This is a genomic window from Variovorax atrisoli 110B (genome assembly GCF_000382045.1).
Lineage (GTDB): Bacteria > Pseudomonadota > Gammaproteobacteria > Burkholderiales > Burkholderiaceae_C > Variovorax > Variovorax atrisoli.
The window spans coordinates 94,132-110,089 of the sequence record NZ_KB907466.1 but is presented as its reverse complement, the minus strand read 5'-3'; the positions used below and the strand labels follow the sequence as shown (position 1 = coordinate 110,089).

Below are 15,958 nucleotides of genomic sequence, written 5' to 3'. Positions count from 1 at the left end.
GCGCGAGGCCGCCGAGGCCGAGCGCGAGCGGCTCGCGCCGGTGCCGCGCAACGTGGTGGTGCTGGACGCCCAGGACAAGCCCATCGGCGCGGGCACCGCGCTGCGCGTGCCGGGCCAGGGCCTGGAGTTCGACGTGACGCTCAGCGACGGCAAGGCCATCACGCTGCGCGTGGCGCCGCGCGAGCGGCCCACCGGCACCGGCGGCTTCGCGCCGTGGCGCACGCCCTTCGGGCTGGGCTGGATGATCGCGCTGGTGGGCGTGGCGGTGGCGCTGGGCGTGTACCCGATCGTGCGGCGCATCACGCAGCGGCTGGAGTCGCTGCAGCGCGGCGTGCAGCGCTGGGGCGAGGGCGACCTCTCGGTGCGCGTGACAGAAGAAGGGCAGGACGAAGTGGCTGATCTATCCAAACGATTCAACGCGTCGGCCGAACGCATCGAGCAGCTGGTGCGTTCGCACAAGTCGCTGCTGGCCAACGCATCGCACGAGCTGCGCTCGCCGCTCACCCGCATCCGCATGGGGCTGGAACTGATGGGCGAGCATCCGAGCCAGTCGGCGCGCGAGGAGATATCTCGCAACATCGGCGAGCTCGACCAGCTCATCGACGAGATCCTGCTGGCCAGCCGGCTCGACGCCAGGGAGGCCGACATGGGCACCATCGAGCCGGTCGACCTGACCGGCCTCGCGGCCGAGGAATGCTCGCAGGTCAACGCCGAACTCGACCTGGCCGAGGGCACCGACAACGCCAGCCTCACGGTGCCGGGCGTGTCGCGCCTGCTGCGCCGCGCCATCCGCAACCTGCTGGAGAATGCGCGCCGCTACGGCGCCGGCGAGATCGCGGTGGAACTCGGCAGCGCCAACGGCTATGCCACCGTGCGCGTGAACGACCGCGGCCCGGGCGTCCCGCCCGCCCTGCGCGAACGCATCTTCGAGCCCTTCTACCGCCTGCCCGGCGCCAGCGAGCGCAACGGCGGCGTGGGCCTGGGTCTGGCGCTGGTGAAGTCGATCGCCGAGCGGCATGGCGGCACCGTGCGCTGCGAGGACCGCCCCGGCGGCGGCGCCAGCTTCGTGATCCGCCTGCCGGCGGCCGCGCGCAGCCACTGACAACCCGTTCGCCGATCGTCCCTACTCCATTCGGGGACGCTGCGGAACCGGCTTCGCCGGGCCGCAGGCGTCGCCCCCGGTGAGGGGGTTGGCGCAGCGACACGAAGTGCGTGAAGCCTGGGGGAGAGCCAGGTCAGGTTGGCTGCGGGGCGCCAACCTAAAATCCCGCCCCTATGCAGAGATCGCACATCGTTCGGCCCGCGGCCATGTTCTGGGGGCTGGTGGTGTTCATGCCGGTCGGCGTCACCTATCTTTCGGCCATCGTGCTGCTGCTCACCATGCTGGTGGCAGGCGGCCTCGGCGAGCGCTATGCGCGGCTGCGCGCCAACCCGCTGTGGTGGCCGGTGATGGCCTACTTCGCATGGACCTTCATCGTGCTGGCCATCGGGCAGCACTATCCCGAGACTGGCTCCAACCTGTTCCACGGCATACGCATCGGCCTCACGATGCTGATGGCGATGGCGCTCACGCGCGAGGAGGCCGTCTGGGCGCTGCGCGGCTTCCTGCTGGTGGCGGCGCTGAACATCGTGCTGGTCATCGTCTTCTACGCGGTCGGCGGCTTCAACATCTGGTCGCCGCTGCGCGCGGTGGTGATGGAGGTGGGCAACAAGTCGATCAGCAATGCGCTGCTGTTCAGCGTGGTGGCCTCCACCGCCGCCGTATGGGGTATCGCGCAGATCGCCGCCCACAGGCCGCTGCGCGCCATTCCGGCCTTCGTGCTGATGCTCGGCCTGGGCCTGGTGGTGGCGCTGCCGCTGACCTCGCGCACCTCGGTGCTGGCGCTGCTGCTGGTGATCCCGGTGGTGTGCGTCCACCAGTGGCGCAACCACCTGAAGATGCTGGTGGGCGCGCTGGTGCTGGGTGCCGTGGTGATGGGCGCCGGGCTCTACCAACTGCCGCAGCTGCAGCACAAGGTCGAAGTGGGTGTGCAGGAACTCGAGGAGGCGCAGGCCGGCGCGGTCTTCAAGGGCAGCTGGGCCATCCGCTACTACATGTACCGCGACACCGGCCTCATGATCGCCGACCGACCGCTCACCGGCTGGGGCATCGGCGGCTGGACCGACCAGTGGCACAAGCGCGGCCCCGCCCTGCTGGCCGACTCGAATATGCCGCACAACGACTTCCTGTGGGTCGGCGCGCAAGGCGGCCTGCCCGCGCTGCTGAGCCTGCTCTTCATCATGGTCGCCGCCGTCTGGCAGGCATGGAAGCGGCCCGACATCGCCGGCCGCTACGCGCTGGCCGCGACGCTGATCGCGCTGATCGCCTCGAGCGTGAACTCGGCCATGCGCGATGCGCAGATCGGTCTGGCGCTGCTGTTCATCGCGATGGTCTACCTGCGGCTCGCGCAGGAGAAGAACGATCCGAATCCGTGGCGCGGACTGCTCTCCTCGCGCCTGAAAGGCCTGGAGCGCCTGGAAAAAGACCCCGCCCGCCCGGTTGCCTGAAGAGGCATCGGACGGCCGGGGCCGTTCGGTTCAGCGGCGCTGGGGCTCGCCGGGCTCAGTGCCGCGCCGACACCGCCTCGCCGGCCTTCAGCCGGTACACCGTGCCGCAATACGGGCACTTGGCCTCGCCGGTGCGCGCCACGTCGAGGTAGACCTTCGGGTGGCTGTTCCAGAGCTTCATGTCGGCCTTGGGACTGGGGCAGAAAACGCCGCCCTGATGATTGAGCTCCTTGGCCAGGAGTTCGACTACTGCATTGGTGGACATGGGATCGTTCTCTTCTGCTCAGACTTTCGTGAGCCAGTGTGCGTACTTGGGATTCTTGCCGTTCACGATGTCGAAGAAGGCCGCCTGGATCTTCTCGGTGATCGGGCCGCGCGCGCCGCCGTCGCCGCGGTTGCCGATCTCGATGCGGTCGAGCTCGCGGATCGGCGTGACTTCTGCGGCCGTGCCGGTGAAGAAGGCTTCGTCGGCGACGTAGACCTCGTCGCGCGTGATGCGCTTCTGCACCAGCTCCAGGCCCAGGTCCTTGCACACGTGCAGGATGGTGTTGCGGGTGATGCCGTTGAGCGCGCCGGCCGACAGGTCGGGCGTGTAGACCACGCCGCCCTTGACCACGAAGATGTTCTCGCCCGCGCCTTCCGACACGAAGCCGCTCGCGTCGAGCAGCAGCGCCTCGTCGTAGCCGTCGTCCAGCGCTTCCATGTTGGCCAGGATCGAGTTGGTGTAGTTGCTCACCGTCTTGGCCTGCGTCATCGTGATGTTGACGTGGTGGCGGGTGTAGCTCGAGGTCTTCACGCGGATGCCCCGCTTCATGCCCTCTTCGCCCAGGTAGGCGCCCCAGGACCAGGCCGCGACCATGGCGTGCACCTTGTTGCCCTTGGGGCTCACGCCCAGCTTCTCGGAGCCGATCCAGATCAGCGGGCGCAGGTAGCAGCTCTCGAGCTTGTTCTCGCGCACCACCTGCTTCTGGGCCTCGTTGAGCTGCTCCTGCGTGAAGGGGATCTTCATGCGCAGGATCTTGGCGCTGTTGAACAGGCGCTCGGTGTGCTCGGCCAGGCGGAAGATCGCGGTGCTGCCGTCGGCCGTCTTGTAGGCGCGCACGCCCTCGAAGGCGCCGCAGCCGTAGTGCAGCGTGTGGCTCAGCACGTGGATCTTGGCGTCGCGCCAGTCCACGAGTTCGCCGTCCATCCAGATCTTGCCGTCACGGTCGTCCAGCGAGGGGGGGATCGAGCTCATTTCCTGATTCCTTTGGGATCGGTGTGGGGGTGCGACAGGAAGGGAAGTCGCAAAAGCTTGCGATTTTACGGCGCCGGGCCGAACAGGCTGCCCGACAATGGCCGGCTGTCCAAACCGTTGGAAAAAGGGTTTCCGTGTCCGTATTCAAGAACGTCATCGTCTATCGCATCGAACCCGCCTGGTCCCAGACACTGGCCGAGGCGGAGGAAGGCCTGGGCAGGCAGCGCTTCGAGCCCTGCGGCCCCTCGCAGGAGAAGTCCGCCGGCTGGATCGAGCCGCGCGGCGAAGCCAACGGCCCATTGATCGAATCCATCGACGGCCAGTGGCTGGTCGAATACATGATCGAGAGCAAGCAGGTGCCCGGCTCGGTCGTGCGCCGCAAGGTCGACGAGCGCTGCGCCCACATCGAGGCCACCACCGGCCGCAAGCCCGGCAAGAAGGAAAAGAAGGAGCTCAAGGAAGACATCACCCTGGAGCTGCTGCCCATGGCCTTCACGCGCACCGCCCGCGTGACCGTGTGGATCGACAAGGCCGAGAACCGCCTGGTGATCAATACCGGCAACGCCTCGCGCGCCGACGAAGTGGTCACCAGCCTCGTGAAGTCACTCGACGGCTTCGCGGTGGCACTCATCAACACCCAGGTCGAGCCTGCCGCCGCCATGGCCAACTGGCTGCTCACGCAGGAGCCGCCGGCCGGCTTCACCATCGACCGCGAGTGCGAGCTCAAGGCCAGCGACGACTCCAAGGCCGTGGTGCGCTACGCCAAGCACCCGCTGGACATCGACGAGGTGAAGCAGCACATCACCGACGGCAAGCGCCCCACCCGCCTCGCGCTGACCTGGGACGACCGCGTGTCCTTCGAGCTCACGCACGGCCTGCTGATCCGCAAGATCGCCTTCCTCGAAGGCACGGGCGACGGCGCGGCCGGCGGCAAGAAGGAAGACAACTTCGACGCCGACGTGGCCATCGCCACGGGCGAGCTGGGCCAGCTGGTGCCCGCGCTGCTCGATGCGCTGGGCGGCGAGGCGGCTTTCTCTGCAGCAGCGCCGGACGAAACACCCAAGCCCGCTGCTGCAGCCGCGCCCACGACGACCGTGCCGGCCGATGCGCCCGAGGAAGAAGACGCGCCGTTCTAGGTCTTAGATCAAGGCGCACCGAAGGCGTGAGGAAGCCGTAGCGAGCAGCCCCAGCTTGCATCGAGGACCGGAACCGTACTTGCGTGCGGCGAGGACCGCAGATGCGAGACCGGGTTGCGCAGCAGGTTTGTTCACGTCTTCGCCAGGTAGGTCTGCGCCAGGCGCACCCAGCAGGCGGCACCCAGCGGCAGCACTTCGTCGTTGAAGTCGTAGCCGGGGTTGTGGACCATGCAGCCGCCGAATTCGCCCTCGCCGTTGCCCAGCAGCAGGTAGCAGCCCGGCAGTTCGGAGAGCATCCAGGCGAAGTCCTCGCTGCCCGAGAAACCCTTGGGCGCCTGCCTGACGACGTTCTCCTCGCCCACCAGCTCGGCGCACACCTGCGCCGCAAGCTCGGTCTCGGCGGCGGTGTTGACCACCGGCGGCACGAGCTGGCGGTAGTCGATCTCGGCTTCCACGCCGTGCGCCTGCGCGGTGAGGCTCACGATCTCGCGGATGCGCTGCTCGACCAGCGCGCGCGTCTCTGGCCGCGCCGCGCGCACGTTCAGGCCCAGCGACACCGACTGAGGGATCACGTTGTGCGTGGCACCGCCGCGGATGAAGCCGACCGACACCACCGCCGTGTCGTCGGGCGCCACGTTGCGCGCCACCACCGTCTGCAGGGCCGTCACCACCGCCGCGGCGGCCGCGACCGGGTCGCGCGCGCGGTGCGGCATGGCGCCATGCCCGCCCACGCCCTTGATGGTCACGTCGGCCACGTCGGACGACAGCGTGACCGGGCCTTCGATCGCCATCATCGTGCCCACCGGCACGCCGGGCGCGTTGTGCAGCGCGTAGACCGTGTCGCAGGGGAAGCGCTCGAACAGGCCGTCCTCGATCATGGCGCGCGCGCCGCAGAGGTTTTCCTCATCGGGCTGGAAGATCAGGTTCAGCGTGCCGTCGAAGTTGCGCGCCTTTGCCAGCGCCCTGGCCGCTGCCAGCAGGATGGCCGTGTGGCCGTCGTGCCCGCAGGCGTGCATGCGCCCGGCGTTGCGGCTGGCGTACGGCAGGCCGGTGGCCTCGGTGATGGGAAGCGCGTCCATGTCGGCGCGGATGCCCAGGCGGCGCGTGCCGCTGCCGAGCCTGAGCTGCGCCACGATGCCGGTGCGGCCGATGCCGGTGTGCACCTCGTAGCCCCAGCTGCGCAGCAGGTTCGCGACCAGCTCGCTGGTGGCGTTCACCTCGAAGCCGAGCTCGGGGTTGGCGTGGATCTGCCTGCGGATGTCGACGAAGGCCTGCGTGTCGACGTCGGCCTGCGGCAACAGGCGCGACAGGAGCTTGTGGGTCTGGGGGCTGAGTTGGCGGGTCATTCGTGGAGCTTCCTGCTTGAGATCGTCGTGAGGTTCATGCCGCCTTGCGTTCGCGCAGGCTCAGCAGCGCGCAGAGGCTGATCACCCCGCAGGCCATCATGTAGAAGGCCGGCGAGAGGGGGTTGCCGGTCTTGGCGAGCAGCCAGGTCACGATGAACTGCGAGGAGCCGCCGAACACCGTCACGCCCACGCTGTAGATCACCGAGATGCCGCTGGCGCGCACGCCGGCCGGCAGCATCTCCAGCAGCATCAGGAACATGGGCGTGGTGCCGATGTTCACGCTCGCGGTGAGCAGCGCAGAGAGTGCCAGCACCAGCGGCACGCTCGGGTACTGGCCGATGAGCCAGAACACCGGGTACACCGCGATCAGGCTGAAGAGCAGCGAGCCGACCACCAGCGGCTTGCGGTTCGGCAGCCGGTCGGCCAGCCGGCCCGCCACCAGCGACACCGCAAACAGCGTGATGCCCGTGACGCAGCCCGACAGCAGCGAAAGCGATGGCGGCATGTGCAGCACGCGGATCATGTAGGTGGGCATGAAGAACACCACGAGGTACATCGTGGCCGTGCCGGCCGTGGTCGCCAGGATGCCCTTGAGCACCAGTCCGCCGTGCTCGCGCAGCAGCCGGCCCATGGGGCTCGATTCGTGGCTCTCGGCGACGTGCGTTTCCTCCAGGTGCGAGCGGATGTAGAGCCCCACCGGCGCGATCAGCAGCCCCAGCAGGAACGGCAGCCGCCAGCCCCAGCTCTCCAGCGAGGCCTGCGGCAGCGCGGCATACAGCGCGGCGCCGGTGAGTGCGCCCAGCAGCGCCGACACGCCCTGGCTCGCGAGCTGCCAGCTCACGCGGAAGCCGCGGCCCTTCACGCCGCCCGCCTCCATCAGCATCGACGTGGCAGCGCCCACCTCGCCGCCGAGCGAGAAGCCCTGCAGCAGCCGGCCCGCGAGGATCATCAGCGAGCCGAACACGCCGGCCGATGCATACGGCGGCGCGAACGCGATGCACAGCGTGCCGAGCACCATCAGGCCGATGGTCAGCGTCATCGCGGCCTTGCGGCCCTTGCGGTCGGCGTAGTTGCCGATGATCACGCCGCCCAGCGGCCGCATCACGAAGCCGATGCCGAAGGTGGCGACGGCCAGCAGCAGCGAACCGTAGGGGCTGTCGGAGGGGAAGAACAGCTTGCCGATCAGCAGCGAGAAGAAGCTGTAGACGGTGAAGTCGTACATCTCCAGCGCGTTGCCCAGCGAGCAGGCGGCGATCAGGCGGAACTGGCTCTGCTTTGCCTTGCCGTGCGCCGCGGCGCCAGTTGAAGAAGAGCCCAGGATCGGGCTTGCGGGCAATGCGGCTTCGCTCATCTAATGTCACTCCAACGTACAGGTTGCGGTGGGCCTCCGCATCGACCGTCGGCCCGTTCGCGGCGGAGTATTCAGGCAAAGCGCTGCGGCGAAGAATCACAAATTTTCATGCTGATAACCAAACGGCATCCCCGTCATAAACAGGCGCCCGAAGCCATCGGGACAAGCCCCAGGAAGCCACTTTTCGAAAGCGCCGCACCACGATGAAGCTGCAACAGTTGCGCGTACTGCTGGCCGTGGCGCAGCACGGCAGCATCCACGAGGCCTCCCGCAGCCTGCACACCACCCAGCCTGCGCTGTCGAAGACCATCTCGGAGCTGGAGCGCGAGCTCGGCGTCACGCTGATGTCGCGCTCCACGCGCGGCGTGAGCCTCACGGCCTACGGCGCGGCGCTGGTCAAGCGCGCGAGCGTGGTCGAGCAGGAGCTGCGGCATGCGCTGGAAGACATCGAGGCGATCCGCGGACACGACGAGGCGCAGCTCAACATCGGCTTCACCGCCGTGGCCTCCAGCGGCCCGCTGCCCGATGCGATGGCCTCGTTCCGCAGGCGCTTTCCGAACGTGGCTCTGCGCGGCTTCGAGCTGCGGCCGCAGCAGATCTTCGAGGGCCTGCGAGAAGGCCGGCTCGACCTGGGGCTGGTCTCCACCTGCAACGGTCCGGGCACCAACGCGTTCCAGTGGGAGCCGCTGTTCTCGGTGGCCATGCACCTGTCGGTGCGCGCCGGCCATCCGCTGCGGCGCGTGCGCAGGCTGCAGCCGCTGGTGGACGCCGACTGGCTGGTGCTCGACCCTATCGACGATGCGGGCAGCCCGCTGGTGAGCATGATGAACATGCACGGGCTGGAGATGCCCAGGCGCATGGTGCACAGCGCCTCGAACCTGCTGGGCCTGCAGCTGGCCACGCAGACCGACCTGATCAGCATGTGGTCGGACTTCGTGTTCCACGGGGCGGGGCCGCTGCGGCTGCAGCCGCACCTGCTGGAGAAGCTGCCGATCACCGACGAGCTGCCGGACTTCGACGTGTTCCTGGTCTACCGCTCGGCCGACCTGATGACGCACGCATGCGCCGAGTTCGCGAAGGAGGCGCGGCACCAGGCGAAGGCCAATCCGCCCTGGCGGCAGCCCGGACGCAAGGGGAGCGCAGCCTAGGCCGCGGTGTTGCTGCCCTCGTCGTCGGCCGGCGTCTCGGGGCGGGTGAGGGTCCAGCTCTGCAGCTTGCCGCCGTTGAACACGGTGTCGACATACGAGCCGCCGCCGTCGGTCCAGCGGTAGTGCTCAGGCTGTTCGTCCTTGGGCGAGCGCAGTTCGCCGAGGGCGCGCGTCATCGCGATCACGTGCATCAGCGTCACGCCCGGCTTGAGCTTGGCGTTGAGCATCACGGCGCTGGCCACGTAGCCCACGGGCCGCTCGGCCGCGCGCTTGAGCACCTGCATGGCGCGGTTGAAATGGAGCAGCAGGAACATCACGATCGCGCCGCCGGCCAGGGCGACACCGCCCCATCCACCCGCGCGCCAGGCCAGCGCCATGACGACGATGGCGCCCAGAGGCAATAGAAAGTTCTTGAAATTCATGGCGCGCATTGTCGCCGCCCCTCGAGTGCCCCTTCGAAGTAGCCACCCCGACTACCGCAAGGGGCGAAAAACGGTACTCGGCTTCAAAAGCGATCCGCACCGGCGCATCGGCAGGCACATTTCGCCGCACGGGCATCTGCCCGGGCCACCGAAAAGCGTATGACCATTCCGCGCTCCGTCACATTCGTTCGTCTCACCCTCGCCGCCACGCTCACGGCCGCCGCGCTCAGCGGCTGCTACGTCGTGCCGCTCGGGCAACCCGCTCCGGCAGCGCCGCCTTCGCAGGCCTACGCCGTCGCACCGGGCCCGGTCGCACAGACATTCGCCGCGCGGCTGTACCCGTCGAATGCCGAGGCCTCGCGCTACGGCGTCGTCGCCGGCACCGTGACCAACGACATGAACGGCCGCGGCCACTTCAACGCGCAGATCGGTGGAGAACAGTTTCAGGGAGAGGCAACCCGGGTCGCCGGCTCGCGGGTCAACGGTGTGGCGAACGCCACCGGCAGCCGCGGCGGCAACCTGAGTTGCCAGTATTCGATGAATTCGGCCACGCTGGGCAGCGGCCAGTGCGTGCTCAACAGTGGGCCTGCGTTCACGATGCACATCGGGGGATAGGGAGGGTAGACCCGGCGCGCCATCGCGCGCGCCGGGTCATTTTTTCCCGGTTTCAGTCGAGGCGGCGGACCACGTCCATCGCCTCCTCGATGCGGTCCACGGCGTGGATCGTCAGCCCTTCGATTTCCTTCGCGCCCTTTTTGGGCGCGTTCGCCTTCGGCACCACCGCCACGCTGAAGCCCAGCTTGGCGGCCTCGCGCAGGCGCTCCTGCCCGCGCGGCGCGGGGCGCACCTCGCCGGCCAGGCCCACTTCGCCGAATGCGATGAAGCCCTTGGGCATGGGCTTGCCGCGCAGGCTCGAGGTGATGGCCAGCATCACGGCGAGGTCGGCAGCGGGCTCGCTGATGCGCACGCCGCCCACCGCGTTCACGAACACGTCCTGGTCCATGCACGCCACGCCCGCGTGGCGGTGCAGCACCGCCAGCAGCATCGCGAGGCGGTCGCGGTCCAGGCCCACCGAGAGGCGGCGCGGGCTGGGCCCGCCGTTGTCGACCAGCGCCTGGATCTCCACCAGCATCGGGCGCGTGCCTTCCAGCGTGACGAGCACCACGCTGCCCGGCACCGGCTCGGCATGCTGGCTCAGGAAGATCGCGCTCGGGTTGGTCACGCCCTTCAGGCCGCGCTCGGTCATGGCGAACACGCCGATCTCGTTGACCGCGCCGAAGCGGTTCTTGATGGCGCGCACGAGACGGAAGCTCGAATGCGTGTCGCCCTCGAAGTACAGCACCGTGTCGACCATGTGCTCGAGCACGCGCGGGCCGGCGAGCGCGCCCTCCTTCGTGACGTGGCCCACCAGCACCACGGCCGTGTCGCTGGTCTTGGCGAAGCGCGTGAGGTGCGCGGCGCATTCGCGCACCTGCGCGACGGAGCCGGGCGCCGAGGTGAGCTGGTCGGAATACACGGTCTGGATCGAATCGATCACCGCGATGGCCGGGCGCGTGGCGTCGAGCGTGGCGATGATCTTCTCGAGCTGGATCTCGGCCAGCACCTGCACCTGCGAGTGGTCGAGGCCCAGCCGCCTGGAGCGCAGCGCCACCTGCGAGCCGCTCTCCTCGCCGGTGACATAGAGCGCGTTCTGCCCTGCGTGCTGCAGCGCATCGACCGCCTGCAGCAGCAGCGTCGACTTGCCGATGCCGGGGTCGCCGCCGATCAGCGTGACGCCGCCCGAGACGATGCCGCCGCCCAGCACGCGGTCGAGCTCGTCGATGCCGGTGGGCGTGCGCGCGACGTCGGTCGCCTCGATCTCCGAAAGGGTCGCGAGCTCCGATGCGCCCGCGAGCGATGCGAACTGGGTGCCGAAGCGGTTGTTGGCGGGCCCGCTGCCCGCGCCCGCGACCTGCTCGACGAGCGTGTTCCATGCGCCGCAGCTGGGGCATTTGCCCAGCCACTTCGGGCTGGTGCCGCCGCATTCGCTGCAGACGAAAAGTGATTTGTCCTTGGCCATCCTTCGAGTGTAGGTGGCCGTGCGCGGCGCATCGTCAGTCGTTGGCCTGGAAGTTCACCGCCTTCATGATGGCCGCCCATCGCGCGGTGTCCTCGCGCATGGTCTTCAGCAGCGCTTCGGGGCCGTCACCGACCGGGTACATGCCGTTCTGCAGCAGCTGCTGGCGCACCTCGCGCGAGTTCACCGCGCGCGTGAACTCGGCGCGCAGCTGGTCGAGCACCGGCTTCGGCGTCTTCTGCGGCGCGTAATAGGCGAACCAGGCAGTCGCCACCACGTCCTTCAACCCGCTCTCGACGAAGGTGGGCAGGTTCGGCATCAACGGCGAGCGCTTCTCGCCGCTGGTGGCGAGCACCTTCACGCGGCCGCCGGGCACCATCTGCAGCGCGCCGCCCACGGTGTCGAAGTAGGCGGGCACGGTGCCGCCCATCACGTCCTGGCGCGCCGGCGTGGAGCCGCGATAGGGCACGTGCACCATCGACAGCCCAGCCGCGCGGTTGAGCATCTCGCCGAGGAAGTGCGAGGGCGTGCCTGCGCCGTACGACGCGAAGCTCACCCCGCCCGGCTGCTTCCTGGCCCAGGCGATGAATTCGGCCACCGTGTTGGCCGGCACGTCCTTGTGCACCACCAGCGCGAGCTCGAAGCGGGCCGCGTTGATGATCGGCTGGAAGTCCCTGATCGGGTCGTAGCTCAGGTTTTTGTACGCGCTCGGGAACATGGTCATCATGCTCGCGGCACCCAGCAGCAGCGTCCGGCCGTCGGGCGCGGCGGTCTTCACCGCCTCGACCGCGATGCGCCCGGCGGCGCCCGAGCGGTTGTCGACGATGAGCGGGCCGAGCGACTCGCGCACTTCCTGCGCGATGGCGCGCGTGAGCACGTCCTGCGTGCCGCCCGCGGGCACGCCGATCAGCACGCGCACCGGCGTGCCGCGCGGGATGGTCTGCTGCTGGGCCTGCGCCGCCACGGACATCGGCGCGAGGGCCATGCCGCCGAGCGCGGCCAGCATGCGGCGGCGCCCTGGAAGATGCAGGGAGTGCGGGTCTGTCGTCATCTGTCTTGTCTCCGTTGCTTGCTGTCTGCGCAGCGCCATGGGTCGCGGCCACTGTAGAGCGCCGACAATTGGTTCATCTAATCAATCATTGCCCGGGCAAACCCCTATGCCGATGCACGCGCAGCCCCGCACGCTCGACGACCTGCTGCTCTACCGCACCAGCCGGCTCCTGTCGGTGGCGGGCAGCATGGTGATCCGGCTGTGCGAGGGCCGCTTCGGCATCACGCGGCGCGAATGGCGCCTCATCGCCACGCTCGCGGGGCACGGTGCGCTGGGCTCGTCGCAGCTGGCCGAGCATGCGCAGCTCGACCGGGCACGCACCTCGCGCGCGGTGAGCTCGCTGGTCGACAAGGGCCTGGTCTCGCGCGAGCAGCCCGCGGGCGACCGCCGCCACGTGCGCCTGCGGCTCACCGCGCGAGGCACGAAGCTCCATGCGGAGCTCTATCCGCTGGTCTGCGCGATCAACACCGAGCTGCTCGGCGCGCTGAGGACCGACGAAGTGGCGCTGCTCGACGACATGCTGCAGCGCCTGCACGCGCGCGGCGAGGCGATGGTGGCTGCCGCGGCCGACCTTCCCAAGGCCGACCGGCGCCGCCGCGAGGCATCCGCCACGCGCTGAAGCCCGCCGCACGGCTCATCCGTGCATACCCTAGGTTTGCGAATCGATCGCGCAATCGGCTAGGAAAGCCGCGACGATTCATTTAACATGTTAAGTAATTTCGGAAGAGACAAGCCTTGAGCACCACATTCACTCATCGCAACCTGCCGCGGCTGCTGCTGCAGGCGCGCGAGGCCGTGATGGCCCACACGCGGCCCAGCCTGCGCGAGCACGCGCTGTCCGACCAGCAGTGGCGCGTGCTGCGCGTGCTGGGCGAGCACGGCGCGGTCGACACCGGCCGCGTGGCGCGCGAGGCCTTCATCCTCGGGCCCAGCCTCACCGGCGTGCTCGCGCGCATGGAGCGCGACAACCTCATCACCCGTTCGCGCGATCCGGCCGACCAGCGCCGCACCGTGGTCGAGGCCACGCCGCACGGCATGAAGCTGGTGAAGCGGCTCGGAACCAGCATCGAGGCGCACTACGACTGGATGGAAAAGTCCCTCGGCAAGGCCAAGCTCGCGCAGCTCTACGGGCTGCTCGACGAACTCATCGCACTGGAGCAACCCTCGCCATGAGCAGCACTCCCCATTTCCTGCCCACGGGCACGGTGTACGGCAGCCTGCTCAACTTCCGCGCGGAGGTGGAGGCGCTCGCGCCGCAGATGACGCAGCCGCCCTACAAGGCTCCGCCGAAGGCGCCGGTGCTCTACGTGAAGACGGCCAACACCTGGAGCCCGCACGGCAGCGCCATCACGGTGCCGGCCGGCGTACCTGAAGTCGAAGTCGGCGCGAGCATCGGCATGGTGATCGGCGCCGAGGGCGACGTCGAAGGCTTCGTGCTGATGAACGACCTGTCGATCCCGCACGCGAGCTTCTTCCGCCCGCCGGTCAAGTTCAAGTGCGTCGACGGCTTCCTCGGCATCGGCCCCGTGCTGCGCGACGCGCAGGAAGTGGCCGATCCCGCGGGCTTTCGCGTCGAGGTTCGCATCAACGGCGAGCTGAAGCAGTCGCTCGACTTCTCGCAGCTCGTGCGACCGGCGCAGCAGCTGCTCGCCGACGTCGGCGAATTCATGACGCTCGCGCACGGCGACGTGCTGATGCTCGGCTGCGGCCCCGACCGCCCGCTGGCACGTGCGGGCGACCGCATCGACATCTCCGCGCCGGGGTTCGAGACCCTGAGCAACACGCTGGTGAAGGAAGCCACGGCATGAAGCACGCACGCGTCATCTTCGAAGGCCGCGAGCACACCGGCACCAGCCACGAGTTCGACGGCCGTCCCGACGCCGCGGTGCGGCTGGACGACGGCCGCGTCGTGCCGCAGGAGCAGCTGGTGTGGCTGCCGCCGCTCGCGCCCACCGCACGTCCGCGCACCATCCTCGCGCTGGGCCTCAACTACGCCGACCATGCCAAGGAGCTGGAGTTCAAGGCGCCCGAGGAGCCGCTGGTGTTCGTCAAGGGCCAGAGCACGCTCATCGGCCATCGCCAGCAAACGCACCGTCCTGCCGGCGTGCGGTTCATGCACTACGAATGCGAGCTCGCCATCGTGGTCGGCAGGACCGCGAGGAACGTGAAGCGCGAGGACGCCTACGACTTCATCGGCGGCTACACGGTGGCCAACGACTACGCCATCCGCGACTACCTGGAGAACTGGTACCGCCCCAACCTGCGCGTGAAGAACCGCGACACCTGCACGCCGCTGGGCCCGTGGTTCGTGGACGCGGCCGACATCGCCGATCCGATGTCGCTCGCGCTGCGCACCACCGTGAACGGCACGGTCACGCAGCAAGGCAACACGTGCGACATGATCTTCGACGCGCCCTTCCTCATCGAGTACTTCAGCCGCTTCATGACGCTCTCGCCGGGCGACCTGATCCTCACCGGCACGCCCGACGGCGTGGTCGACTGCAGGCCGGGCGACGTGGTCGTCACCGAGATCGAGGGCGTGGGCGCGCTGGTGAACACCATCGCGGCCGCCTGAGCTTGCGCGTCACCTGCCCGCCGCTTCGGCACGCACCGCGACGCTCCTTCCTTTCATTGCCACATCCACAACCAGATCAGCGGAGACAACACGACATGATCACCGGCAGAAAGCTCCTCCAGTCCACCACGGCCGCGCTGGCCCTGGCCGTCTCGGCCGTGGCCCTCGCGCAGACCGCCTACCCCGCCAAGCCCGTGCGCTGGGTGGTCGGCTATCCGGCCGGCGGCGGCACCGACTTCCTCGCGCGCACCGTGGGCGCGCAGGTCTCGCAGCAGCTGGGCCAGCCTGTGCTTGTGGACAACCGCCCGGGAGCGGGCGCGATCATCGCGTCGGAGAACGTGGCGCGCTCGCCGGGCGACGGCTACACCGTGTTCTCCGCCGACAACGGCGTGCTGGTCTACAACCCAGCGCTCTACAAGAAGCTGCCCTACGACGCGGAGAAAGACTTCGCGCTCGTCGGGATGATGGGCCGCTCGCCGCTCGTCATCACCGCCGCGCCCAACGCGGGCATCGCCGATGCGAAGGCGCTGCTGGCCGCGCTCAAGGCCTCGCCCGGCAAGTACAGCATCGCGACGCCAGGCACCGGCAGCCCGCACCACCTCGCCTACGAACTGTTCCAGCGCGAGGCCGGCGTATCGATGCTGCACGTGCCCTACAAGGGCGGCGCCCCCGCCCTGCAGGACCTGATGGGCGGCCAGGTCGCGCTGATGATGCTCGACCTGCCCAGCGGCGTGAGCGCGATCAAGGCCGGCAAGGTGATCCCGCTGCTGGCCATGTCGGGCGAGCGCGTGCCGCAGCTGCCCAACGTTCCCACGGCCAAGGAGCTCGGCTTCGCCAACGTCGAGGCCTACACATGGCAGGGCCTCGTGACGCCCGCGGCCACGCCCAAGGAAGTGCAGGCGAAGCTGGGCAGCGAGCTGCAGAAGGCCATGGCCGACGCCGGCGTGAAGCAGAAGCTCTACGACGCCGGCTGGGAGGCACGCCCCGCCGAAGCCGCCGAAATGACGCGCTACGCCGATTCGGAGCGCAAGAAGTGGCACGCCCTCATCAAGGCGCGCGACATCAAACTGGACTGACAGATCCGGACCC

The 15,958-nt window shown here is 68.9% G+C and carries 17 protein-coding genes; 10 read left to right on the top strand and 7 right to left on the bottom strand.

Features of this window, described 5'->3' with window-relative positions:
• Positions 1-1,102: ATP-binding protein (locus tag G369_RS0131270; RefSeq protein ID WP_019658020.1), on the top strand; the 1,102-nt coding region annotated here is incomplete at its 5' end.
• A 173-nt stretch (positions 1,103-1,275) separates the two neighbouring features.
• Positions 1,276-2,547, top strand: a complete 1,272-nt coding sequence (locus G369_RS0131265; protein ID WP_019658019.1) for an O-antigen ligase family protein — start codon at positions 1,276-1,278, stop codon at positions 2,545-2,547.
• Positions 2,548-2,602: 55 nt separating this feature from the next.
• On the opposite strand, the gene G369_RS0131260 is transcribed toward G369_RS0131265, so the two are convergent.
• A complete protein-coding gene (locus G369_RS0131260) occupies positions 2,603-2,812 on the bottom strand; it encodes a zinc-finger domain-containing protein (protein WP_013538728.1) in 210 nt (69 codons plus the stop codon).
• A gap of 18 nt (positions 2,813-2,830) precedes the next feature.
• Positions 2,831-3,784 carry a branched-chain amino acid transaminase gene (locus G369_RS0131255; RefSeq protein ID WP_019658018.1) on the bottom strand — a complete coding sequence of 318 codons (954 nt, stop codon included), beginning with the start codon at positions 3,782-3,784 and terminating at the stop codon, positions 2,831-2,833.
• A 134-nt stretch (positions 3,785-3,918) separates the two neighbouring features.
• On the opposite strand from G369_RS0131255, the gene G369_RS0131250 reads away from it, so the two are divergent.
• Positions 3,919-4,920 (top strand): recombination-associated protein RdgC, encoded by a 1,002-nt coding sequence (locus G369_RS0131250; RefSeq protein WP_019658017.1) that lies wholly within the window; start codon positions 3,919-3,921, stop codon positions 4,918-4,920.
• A gap of 131 nt (positions 4,921-5,051) precedes the next feature.
• Here G369_RS0131250 and G369_RS0131245 read toward each other — a convergent pair whose 3' ends face one another.
• Positions 5,052-6,266, bottom strand: a complete 1,215-nt coding sequence (locus G369_RS0131245) for a M20 aminoacylase family protein (RefSeq protein WP_019658016.1) — start codon at positions 6,264-6,266, stop codon at positions 5,052-5,054.
• Positions 6,267-6,300: 34 nt separating this feature from the next.
• Positions 6,301-7,617 (bottom strand): MFS transporter, encoded by a 1,317-nt coding sequence (locus tag G369_RS0131240; protein ID WP_019658015.1) that lies wholly within the window; start codon positions 7,615-7,617, stop codon positions 6,301-6,303.
• 203 nt (positions 7,618-7,820) lie between these two features.
• On the opposite strand from G369_RS0131240, the gene G369_RS0131235 reads away from it, so the two are divergent.
• Positions 7,821-8,765 carry a LysR family transcriptional regulator gene (locus tag G369_RS0131235; protein WP_019658014.1) on the top strand — a complete coding sequence of 315 codons (945 nt, stop codon included), beginning with the start codon at positions 7,821-7,823 and terminating at the stop codon, positions 8,763-8,765.
• Here G369_RS0131235 and G369_RS0131230 read toward each other — a convergent pair.
• A complete protein-coding gene (locus tag G369_RS0131230) occupies positions 8,762-9,196 on the bottom strand; it encodes a hypothetical protein (protein WP_019658013.1) in 435 nt (144 codons plus the stop codon). The two genes, G369_RS0131235 and G369_RS0131230, sit on opposite strands and share 4 nt — an antisense overlap.
• A 150-nt stretch (positions 9,197-9,346) precedes the next feature.
• Between G369_RS0131230 and G369_RS0131225 the strand changes: the two genes are divergently transcribed.
• A complete protein-coding gene (locus G369_RS0131225; protein ID WP_019658012.1) occupies positions 9,347-9,802 on the top strand; it encodes a hypothetical protein in 456 nt (151 codons plus the stop codon).
• 52 nt (positions 9,803-9,854) lie between these two features.
• On the opposite strand, the gene radA is transcribed toward G369_RS0131225, so the two are convergent.
• The gene (gene radA, locus G369_RS0131220) at positions 9,855-11,246 is read right to left on the bottom strand and encodes a DNA repair protein RadA (protein WP_019658011.1); all 1,392 of its coding nucleotides are present in this window, start codon (positions 11,244-11,246) and stop codon (positions 9,855-9,857) included.
• A 34-nt stretch (positions 11,247-11,280) separates the two neighbouring features.
• Positions 11,281-12,294, bottom strand: a complete 1,014-nt coding sequence (locus G369_RS0131215) for a Bug family tripartite tricarboxylate transporter substrate binding protein (RefSeq protein ID WP_019658010.1) — start codon at positions 12,292-12,294, stop codon at positions 11,281-11,283.
• A 106-nt stretch (positions 12,295-12,400) separates the two neighbouring features.
• On the opposite strand from G369_RS0131215, the gene G369_RS0131210 reads away from it, so the two are divergent.
• The 5 genes from G369_RS0131210 (at position 12,401) to G369_RS0131190 (ending at position 15,945) form a co-directional block, all read left to right on the top strand.
• The gene (locus tag G369_RS0131210) at positions 12,401-12,913 is read left to right on the top strand and encodes a MarR family winged helix-turn-helix transcriptional regulator (protein WP_019658009.1); all 513 of its coding nucleotides are present in this window, start codon (positions 12,401-12,403) and stop codon (positions 12,911-12,913) included.
• Positions 12,914-13,029: 116 nt separating this feature from the next.
• The gene (hpaR, locus tag G369_RS0131205) at positions 13,030-13,467 is read left to right on the top strand and encodes a homoprotocatechuate degradation operon regulator HpaR (protein WP_019658008.1); all 438 of its coding nucleotides are present in this window, start codon (positions 13,030-13,032) and stop codon (positions 13,465-13,467) included.
• Positions 13,464-14,102: a fumarylacetoacetate hydrolase family protein gene (locus G369_RS0131200; RefSeq protein ID WP_019658007.1), complete on the top strand. Its 639-nt coding sequence runs from the start codon at positions 13,464-13,466 to the stop codon at positions 14,100-14,102. The genes hpaR and G369_RS0131200 overlap by 4 nt, the downstream gene beginning before the upstream one ends.
• Positions 14,099-14,869, top strand: coding sequence for a fumarylacetoacetate hydrolase family protein (locus tag G369_RS0131195; RefSeq protein ID WP_019658006.1), 771 nt, complete (start codon positions 14,099-14,101; stop codon positions 14,867-14,869). The genes G369_RS0131200 and G369_RS0131195 overlap by 4 nt, the downstream gene beginning before the upstream one ends.
• Positions 14,870-14,964: 95 nt before the next feature.
• On the top strand, positions 14,965-15,945 hold the full coding sequence (locus tag G369_RS0131190; protein WP_019658005.1) for a Bug family tripartite tricarboxylate transporter substrate binding protein: 981 nt from the start codon (positions 14,965-14,967) through the stop codon (positions 15,943-15,945).
• The last annotated feature ends 13 nt before the right edge of the window (positions 15,946-15,958 follow it).

What these genes read in the sequence shown, in the direction of transcription:
- G369_RS0131225 (WP_019658012.1), top strand. Translation starts at nt 9,347, where the DNA reads ATGACCATTCCGCGCTCCGTCACATTCGTTCGTCTCACCCTCGCCGCC.
- G369_RS0131210 (WP_019658009.1), top strand. Translation starts at nt 12,401, where the DNA reads ATGCCGATGCACGCGCAGCCCCGCACGCTCGACGACCTGCTGCTCTAC.
- G369_RS0131195 (WP_019658006.1), top strand. Translation starts at nt 14,099, where the DNA reads ATGAAGCACGCACGCGTCATCTTCGAAGGCCGCGAGCACACCGGCACC.
- G369_RS0131255 (WP_019658018.1), bottom strand. Translation starts at nt 3,784, where the DNA reads ATGAGCTCGATCCCCCCCTCGCTGGACGACCGTGACGGCAAGATCTGG.
- G369_RS0131230 (WP_019658013.1), bottom strand. Translation starts at nt 9,196, where the DNA reads ATGCGCGCCATGAATTTCAAGAACTTTCTATTGCCTCTGGGCGCCATC.
- G369_RS0131240 (WP_019658015.1), bottom strand. Translation starts at nt 7,617, where the DNA reads ATGAGCGAAGCCGCATTGCCCGCAAGCCCGATCCTGGGCTCTTCTTCA.
- G369_RS0131200 (WP_019658007.1), top strand. Translation starts at nt 13,464, where the DNA reads ATGAGCAGCACTCCCCATTTCCTGCCCACGGGCACGGTGTACGGCAGC.
- G369_RS0131265 (WP_019658019.1), top strand. Translation starts at nt 1,276, where the DNA reads ATGCAGAGATCGCACATCGTTCGGCCCGCGGCCATGTTCTGGGGGCTG.
- radA (WP_019658011.1), bottom strand. Translation starts at nt 11,246, where the DNA reads ATGGCCAAGGACAAATCACTTTTCGTCTGCAGCGAATGCGGCGGCACC.
- G369_RS0131190 (WP_019658005.1), top strand. Translation starts at nt 14,965, where the DNA reads ATGATCACCGGCAGAAAGCTCCTCCAGTCCACCACGGCCGCGCTGGCC.
- G369_RS0131245 (WP_019658016.1), bottom strand. Translation starts at nt 6,266, where the DNA reads ATGACCCGCCAACTCAGCCCCCAGACCCACAAGCTCCTGTCGCGCCTG.
- G369_RS0131260 (WP_013538728.1), bottom strand. Translation starts at nt 2,812, where the DNA reads ATGTCCACCAATGCAGTAGTCGAACTCCTGGCCAAGGAGCTCAATCAT.
- G369_RS0131235 (WP_019658014.1), top strand. Translation starts at nt 7,821, where the DNA reads ATGAAGCTGCAACAGTTGCGCGTACTGCTGGCCGTGGCGCAGCACGGC.
- G369_RS0131215 (WP_019658010.1), bottom strand. Translation starts at nt 12,294, where the DNA reads ATGACGACAGACCCGCACTCCCTGCATCTTCCAGGGCGCCGCCGCATG.